The following is a 6,867-nucleotide window of genomic DNA, read 5'->3' as shown; positions in this document are numbered from 1 at the left end:
ATTACTCACCCGTTCGCCACTCGCCGCCAGGCCGAAGCCCGCGCTGCCGTTCGACTTGCATGTGTAAGGCATGCCGCCAGCGTTCAATCTGAGCCAGGATCAAACTCTTCAGTTCAATCTCTGTGTGCCCCGAAGGGCTCGCTCTTTCGAGCGGTCGCTCACTCTCAGAAAACTGACTGACCAGATCCGAAGATCCAGTCACGTTTTGCTGTGCGAGCACTGTATAACTTGAAGCATCACTGTCCGTAGACAGTGGCGTCCGCTACCCAGCGCCCACACTTATCGGTTGTTTGTTTGTTAAAGAACTTCGCTACCCGGCTTTGCCGTTCAGCGCGCTGCGTTGTCTGCAGCAGAGAAACGAGATTATGCAGAGCTTTCTTCGTTTCGTCAACTGTTTGCCGCAATCTTTTTTGCTGCCGTCAGCGCTGCAAACTTCGCCGCGCCAACCTCCCGGTCGACCCCGCAACCCTTGCTGCGCCTGCCTTGTAGGTGCCGCGTCGTGTTGCGAGGGGGCGAATATTAGGCCGGTTTCGCCGCCCTTGCAACACCTTTGTCACGATGATCCGCTAAACGTTCCCGCGATTATCGTGTAAGCCTTTGAATCACATAGGGAAACAGCCACATCACGGGGCGGAAGCAAGGCAATAGCCCTTCTCCACCCTCGGGTATTCCCTGATCCCGGAGCCTAACGGTGCTGGAAATTCGGGCCGCGCTTCTCGACGAAGGCGGCCATGCCCTCCTTCTGGTCTTCGGTGGCGAAGGTGGCATGGAACAGGCGGCGCTCGAAGTGGACGCCCTCCGCCAGCGTGGTCTCGTAAGCGGCGTTGACCGATTCCTTGATCATCATGACCACCGGCAGCGAGAACCCGGCGATGGTCTCGGCCGCCGCCAGCACTTCGTCCAGCAGCTTGTCGGCCGGGACCACGCGCGAGACCAGGCCCGCGCGTTCGGCTTCGGCGGCGTCCATCATGCGCGCGGTCAGGCACAGGTCCATCGCCTTGGCCTTGGACACCGCGCGCGGCAGGCGCTGGGTGCCGCCGGCGCCGGGCATGGTGCCGAGCTTGACCTCGGGCTGGCCGAATCTGGCCGAGTCCGCCGCGATGATGATGTCGCACATCATCGCCAGTTCGCAGCCGCCACCCAGCGCATAACCGGCTACGCCGGCGATGACCGGCTTGCGGATCTTGCGGATGGTTTCCCAGTTGCGGGTGATGTAGTCGCCCTTATAGACGTCCATGAAGGAGTACTTGGCCATCATGCCGATGTCGGCGCCGGCGGCGAAGGCGCGCTCGCTGCCGGTGATGACGATGGCGCCGATACCTTCATCCTGGTCAAAGGCGGTCAGCGCGACGCCCAGTTCATCCATCAGCGCATCATTGAGCGCATTCAGGGCCTTCGGGCGATTCAGCGTGATCAGGCCAACACGGCCGCGGGTCTCGACCAGGATGTTCTCGTACGGCATGTCTTCTCCTAAATATGGTCAGGCGGATGGCATGGTCGCCACCGGCTGCGGGCTATTCTGCCATCGGTTGCGGCGTGACGGCGCCGGCTAGAGCATGTGCGCGAGGAATTCGCGGGTGCGCGCGTGGGCCGGGGCGCCGAACACTTCTGCGGGAGGGCCTTCCTCGAGAATCTGGCCCTCGTCCATGAATACGACGTGGTTCGCCACTTCACGCGCAAACCCCATTTCATGGGTGACGACGAGCATGGTCATATGTTCTTCCGCCAGTTGCCGCATGGTGCGCAGCACCTCGCCGGTCAGTTCCGGATCCAGCGCGGAAGTGGGCTCGTCGAACAGCATGATGTCCGGTTCCATCGCCAGCGCGCGCGCAATCGCCACGCGCTGCTTCTGGCCGCCGGACAGCCGCGCCGGGTAGTTGTCGCGCTTGGCCAGCAGGCCCACCTTGCGCAGCAACTCCTCGGCCTGCGGGATCACCGCATCGCGCCGCAACCCCTTGACGGTCACCGGCGCCTCGATGATGTTCTGCAACACCGTCATGTGCGGAAACAGGTTGAACGACTGGAACACCATGCCCATCTTGCGGCAGATGCGACGCACGTCCGCGTCCGGCACATAGCGGGCCGCGCCGTCTGGGCCGGCGGCGGCCAGCGTCTCGCCCTCGATGTGAAGGCTGCCGCGGTCGATCACCTCGAGATGATTCAGGCAACGCAGCAAGGTACTCTTGCCCGAGCCCGACGGGCCGATCACCGCGGTGACATCGCCCTTGCGCAAGGTCAGCGAAACACCGCGCAGGACCTGCAGCGGCCCAAACGATTTGTAGATATCCCGTGCCGCGATCATGACGCCAGGCGCATCGGGTGAAGGGGCGCCGTTCGGGCTAGTCATCATGTTTGGCATAGCGTTTTTCGAGATTCTGGAAGAACCAGGTCAGAATCAGCGTCATCACCAGGTAGAACAGCGCGGCGACGAGGAATGGCGTGGTGGTGAAATCGCGCTGCACGATGCCGCGCGCCGTGCGCAGGATGTCATTGAGCGCCAGCACGTAGATCAACGAGGTGTCCTTGATCAGCGTAATGGTCTCGTTGCTGACCGGCGGCAGGACGCGGCTGACCATCTGCGGCAGCACCACCCGCCGCATGGTCTGGAAGTAGGTCATCCCCAGCGCCTTGCTGGCTTCATACTGGCCGCGGTCGACGGACTTGATCCCGGCGCGGAAGATTTCGGCGAAGTACGCGGCGTAGTTCAGCGCGAAGGCCACCACTGCCGCAGGAAAATCAGGCAGCCGCACGCCGATGACCGGCACGAACGGCAACGCGAAATAGATAAACAGCATCTGCAGCATCAGCGGCGTGCCGCGCATCAGCCAGATATAGCCGTTGACCAGGCCGCTCAGCAACGGCCACGACGAAATGCGCGCCAGTGCCAGCGCAAGCCCCAGCGGCACCGACAAGGCGAGCGTGATGGCGAAAAGCGTCAGCGTGACTTTGGCACCCTGCGCCAGCGGCAGCAGAAGAGATAAGACGTAATCCATGCTCGCGCGTACAGAAAGAGGTAAGGCCTCCGGGAAGCCCGGCGAACGGGTCCGGAGTTGGCGTGCCCCTCGCCTGAACCGCGAGGGGTGTCACGCCGGGTCTGGATTACTTGGTGATGTCGGCGCCAAACCACTGGGTGGCGATACGCGCCGCGGTGCCGTCCTGCTTCATCGAAGCCAGGGTCTGGTCGAGCTTGCCGAGCAGTTGAGCATCATCCTTGCGCACGCCGACACCGTATTCCTCGGTGCCGAAGTTCTCCTCCAGCACGCGGTATTCGCCGGCGCGCTTGCTGATCAGGTAGCGGCCCACCACCTCATCCACCACGATCGCGTCGAGGCGGCCTGCCGACAGGTCCATCAGCGCCGTCACGTTATCGCCGAAGGTCTTGAGTTCCTTCAGGCTGGCGGCAATCTGGCTTTCCTTCTTGATGGCATCCACCGCGCTGCTGCCGTCCTGCGCGCCGACGATGCGGCCGGCCAGGTCAGCCTTGGCCTTCACCGGCGACTGGCTGCCGACGATCACGATCTGGTGGTTGGTCATGTACGGCGCGGTAAAGCTGATGTTCTTCTTGCGCTCTTCGGTGATGGTCAGCCCGTTCCACAGCACATCGACGCGCTTGCCGTTCAGTTCCGCCTCCTTGGCGCTCCAGTCGATCGGCTTGAACTCGACCGTCATGCCGAGACGGCGGCTGGCCTCCTTGGCCATATCGATATCGAAGCCAACCAGCTCATTGTTGGCATCGCGGAAACCCATCGGCGGGAAATTGTCGTCCAGGCCTACGATGATCTTGGCGGCCGTATCCGTGCCGGCAGCCGGCGCGGGGGCGGATTCCTTCTTGCCGCACGCGGCGAACAGCGCGACGGACGAGATCAGGAGCAATGCAGCGAACTTCTTCATAGGATTTCCAATGCGGATGGGAGAGCGCGCCGGGCTTCGCTCGCGCAGGCCGGCGGGGCTTCAGATTGTTGTTGGCAGCGCGATTATAGAGCGGTGCCGTCGGCCGGCATTGCGTACCAGCCGGCATTTGCGCCAATCTCTTCCTACCCGCGGGCAAAAAATGGTGCTAACATTTGCCGACCGACTGGTCGGTTTATTTTAGAGGCATCAGCCCGTACCGAGCGCAAGCCTGGAGTCATCGATTCCATCCGGCAGGAGACAACAATGCCCCCGACGTCCACGCCCGCTGGCCAGCCGGTCAGCATCGAGAGCGGTCCCATCCTGCTGGCCTGGCAGGGGCCGGTCGCCATCATCACGCTCAATCGTCCCGACAAGCTCAACAGCTTTACCCGTGCCATGCACCAGGCGCTGCAGCAGGCGCTGGACCACGTCGAGGCCGGCGGCGCCCGCGCCCTGCTGCTGACGGGGGCGGGCCGCGGCTTCTGCGCGGGCCAGGACCTGGCCGACCTGGATTTCACGCCGGGGCATATGACCGACCTGGGCGAGCTGATCGATACCTGGTTCAATCCGCTGATCCGCCGCCTGCACGGCCTGCCGCTGCCGGTGGTGGCGGCGGTCAACGGCACCGCGGCCGGTGCCGGCGCCAACCTGGCGCTGGCCTGCGACATGGTGCTGGCGGCGCGCTCCGCCAGCTTTATCCAGGCTTTTGTCAAGATCGGGCTCGCGCCGGACTCGGGCGGCACCTGGCTGCTGCCACAGCGCATCGGCATGGCGCGCGCGCTGGGCCTGGCCATGACCGGCGAGCGCCTGAGCGCCGAGGACGCCGAAGCCTGGGGCCTGGTCTGGCAGACCATGGACGATCCGCTGCTGCCGGAACAGGCGCTGGCACTGGCCTCGCACCTGGCCGGGCAGCCGACGCGCGCGCTGGCCGCGATCAAGCGCGCCATGTATGCCAGCGCCACCGCCACGCTCGACGCCCAGCTCGACCTCGAACGCGACCTGCAGCGCGAGCTTGGCCAGTCCGCCGACTATGCGGAAGGCGTAAACGCCTTCCTCGCCAAGCGCGCCCCGCATTTCACCGGCAAATAGGGCGCGGGCCAGCCCGCCCGCATCCCCAGACACAGGAGATCAGCTTGAAACAGGACCCCCAGGCCCTCGCGGAAGCCGCCGCGGCCGCGATGTATGAAGCCGACACCTGCAGCCGCTGGCTGGGCATCACGGTCCAGGCGGTGCGCCCCGGCTATGCGCGGCTGACCATGCCGGTGCGCAAGGAATTCCTCAACGGCCACGGCATCTGCCATGGCGGCCTGATGTTTACGCTGGCCGATTCCGCCTTCGCCTTTGCCTGCAACAGCCATAACATCAACACCGTGGCGGCCGGCTGCAGCATCGAGTTCCTGCGGCCCGTGCATGGCGGCGACGTGCTCACCGCCGAGGCCACTGAACAGGTGTTGTCCGGCCGGCACGGCATCTACGATATCCGCGTGACCAACGCGGCGGGCCAGGCGGTGGCGATGTTCCGCGGCAAGTCCGCGCAGATCAAGGGACACGTGGTGCCGCCGCCCGACGCAATCGACGGCGCCTGAGCAAGGCGTGGCAAGACCCTGATGACAAACGCCCCCCGTGCAGGAGACCTCATGAGCACGCGCCTGACCGATCTGCCCCTGGACCCGATCGAGACCGCCAGCCGCGCCGAACTGCAGGCGTTGCAGCTGGAGCGCCTGAAATGGTCGCTTGGCCACGCCTACGCCCATTCGCCGGTCTACCGGCGCAAGTTCGACCAAGCCGGCGTGCACCCGGACCAGCTGCAATCGCTGGCCGACCTGGCGCGCTTTCCGTTCACCAGCAAGCAGGATCTGCGCGACAACTACCCGTTCGGCATGTTCGCGGTGCCGCAGGAGCGGGTGGCGCGCATCCATGCCTCTTCCGGCACCACCGGCAAGCCCACCGTGGTCGGCTACACGCTGCAGGACATCGACAACTGGGCCACGGTGATGGCGCGCTCGATCCGCGCCTCGGGCGCGCGGCGCGGCGACAAGGTCCATATCAGCTACGGCTACGGGCTGTTCACCGGCGGACTGGGCGCGCACTACGGGGTCGAGAAGGCGGGCCTGACCGCGATCCCGTTCGGCGGCGGGCAGACCGAGCGGCAAGTGCAGCTGATCCAGGACTTCAAGCCGGAAGTGATCATGGTGACCCCCAGCTATATGCTGGCGATCGCCGACGAATTCGAGCGCCAGGGCATCGACCCGGCCAGCACCTCGCTGCGCGTCGGCATCTTCGGCGCCGAGCCGTGGACGCCGGAGATGCGGCTGGCGATCGAGAAGCGCATGGGCATTTCGGCGGTCGACATCTATGGCCTGTCCGAGGTCATGGGGCCCGGCGTGGCCAACGAATGCGCCGAGACCAAGGACGGCCCGACCATCTGGGAAGACCACTTCTACCCGGAGATCATCGACCCGGACACCGGCGCGGTGCTGCCCGACGGCGAGTTCGGCGAGCTGGTGTTCACCTCGCTGACCAAGGAAGCAATGCCGGTAGTGCGCTACCGTACGCGCGACCTGACCCGGCTTCTGCCGGGCACGGCCCGCGCGGCATTTCGCCGCATGGAGAAAGTCACCGGCCGCACCGACGACATGATGATCGTGCGCGGCGTCAACGTGTTCCCGTCGCAGATCGAGGAACTGATCCTGAAGCAGGCCGAACTGGCGCCGCACTACCAGTGCGTGCTGGGCAAGGACGGCCACATGGACACGCTGACGGTGCGCGTGGAATGCGCCCATGGCGGCGAGCCGGCGCGTGCGCAGGCCGCGCGCGAGCGGCTGGCGCATGAGATCAAGTCCTATATCGGAGTGACCGCTTCCATCGACGTGCTGCCGGAGGGGGGCATCGAGCGCTCGGTGGGGAAGGCGAAGCGGATCGTGGACCAGCGGCCGCGTTGAAATGCGCCGGTTGTCTCCCCTCGCCCGCTTGCGG

7 protein-coding genes and 1 rRNA gene are annotated in these 6,867 nt (G+C 65.1%); 3 read left to right on the top strand and 5 right to left on the bottom strand.

Annotated elements, in window-relative coordinates; all coding sequences use genetic code 11:
- From AC3FMM_RS23400 to AC3FMM_RS23380, 5 genes are all read right to left on the bottom strand, one after another.
- A 16S ribosomal RNA gene (locus AC3FMM_RS23400) occupies window positions 1–115 on the bottom strand; the annotation flags it as partial.
- A gap of 570 nt (window positions 116–685) precedes the next feature.
- A complete protein-coding gene (locus tag AC3FMM_RS23395; RefSeq protein ID WP_115710947.1) occupies window positions 686–1,462 on the bottom strand; it encodes an enoyl-CoA hydratase in 777 nt (258 codons plus the stop codon).
- 87 nt (window positions 1,463–1,549) lie between these two features.
- Window positions 1,550–2,302 (bottom strand): amino acid ABC transporter ATP-binding protein, encoded by a 753-nt coding sequence (locus AC3FMM_RS23390; protein ID WP_116313133.1) that lies wholly within the window; start codon window positions 2,300–2,302, stop codon window positions 1,550–1,552.
- A 37-nt stretch (window positions 2,303–2,339) separates the two neighbouring features.
- On the bottom strand, window positions 2,340–2,993 hold the full coding sequence (locus tag AC3FMM_RS23385) for an amino acid ABC transporter permease (RefSeq protein ID WP_012353984.1): 654 nt from the start codon (window positions 2,991–2,993) through the stop codon (window positions 2,340–2,342).
- 106 nt (window positions 2,994–3,099) lie between these two features.
- Window positions 3,100–3,891: an amino acid ABC transporter substrate-binding protein gene (locus tag AC3FMM_RS23380; protein WP_115681219.1), complete on the bottom strand. Its 792-nt coding sequence runs from the start codon at window positions 3,889–3,891 to the stop codon at window positions 3,100–3,102.
- A 264-nt stretch (window positions 3,892–4,155) separates the two neighbouring features.
- Here AC3FMM_RS23380 and paaG point away from each other — a divergent pair, with 264 nt between their 5' ends.
- Genes paaG through paaK form a run of 3 tightly spaced genes read left to right on the top strand, consistent with a single transcriptional unit; the run spans window position 4,156 to window position 6,833 of the window.
- Window positions 4,156–4,980, top strand: a complete 825-nt coding sequence (paaG, locus tag AC3FMM_RS23375; RefSeq protein ID WP_488687551.1) for a 2-(1,2-epoxy-1,2-dihydrophenyl)acetyl-CoA isomerase PaaG — start codon at window positions 4,156–4,158, stop codon at window positions 4,978–4,980.
- Window positions 4,981–5,024: 44 nt separating this feature from the next.
- Entirely contained in the window at window positions 5,025–5,477 is a 453-nt protein-coding gene (paaI, locus tag AC3FMM_RS23370) for a hydroxyphenylacetyl-CoA thioesterase PaaI (RefSeq protein WP_488687550.1), read from the top strand.
- 51 nt (window positions 5,478–5,528) lie between these two features.
- Window positions 5,529–6,833 carry a phenylacetate--CoA ligase PaaK gene (paaK, locus tag AC3FMM_RS23365; protein WP_326347751.1) on the top strand — a complete coding sequence of 435 codons (1,305 nt, stop codon included), beginning with the start codon at window positions 5,529–5,531 and terminating at the stop codon, window positions 6,831–6,833.
- Window positions 6,834–6,867 lie beyond the last annotated feature (34 nt).

The organism is Cupriavidus sp. 207A1, assembly GCF_057798955.1.
Note: the sequence above shows the minus strand (reverse complement) of the source record. Positions and strands in the feature narration are given on the sequence as shown.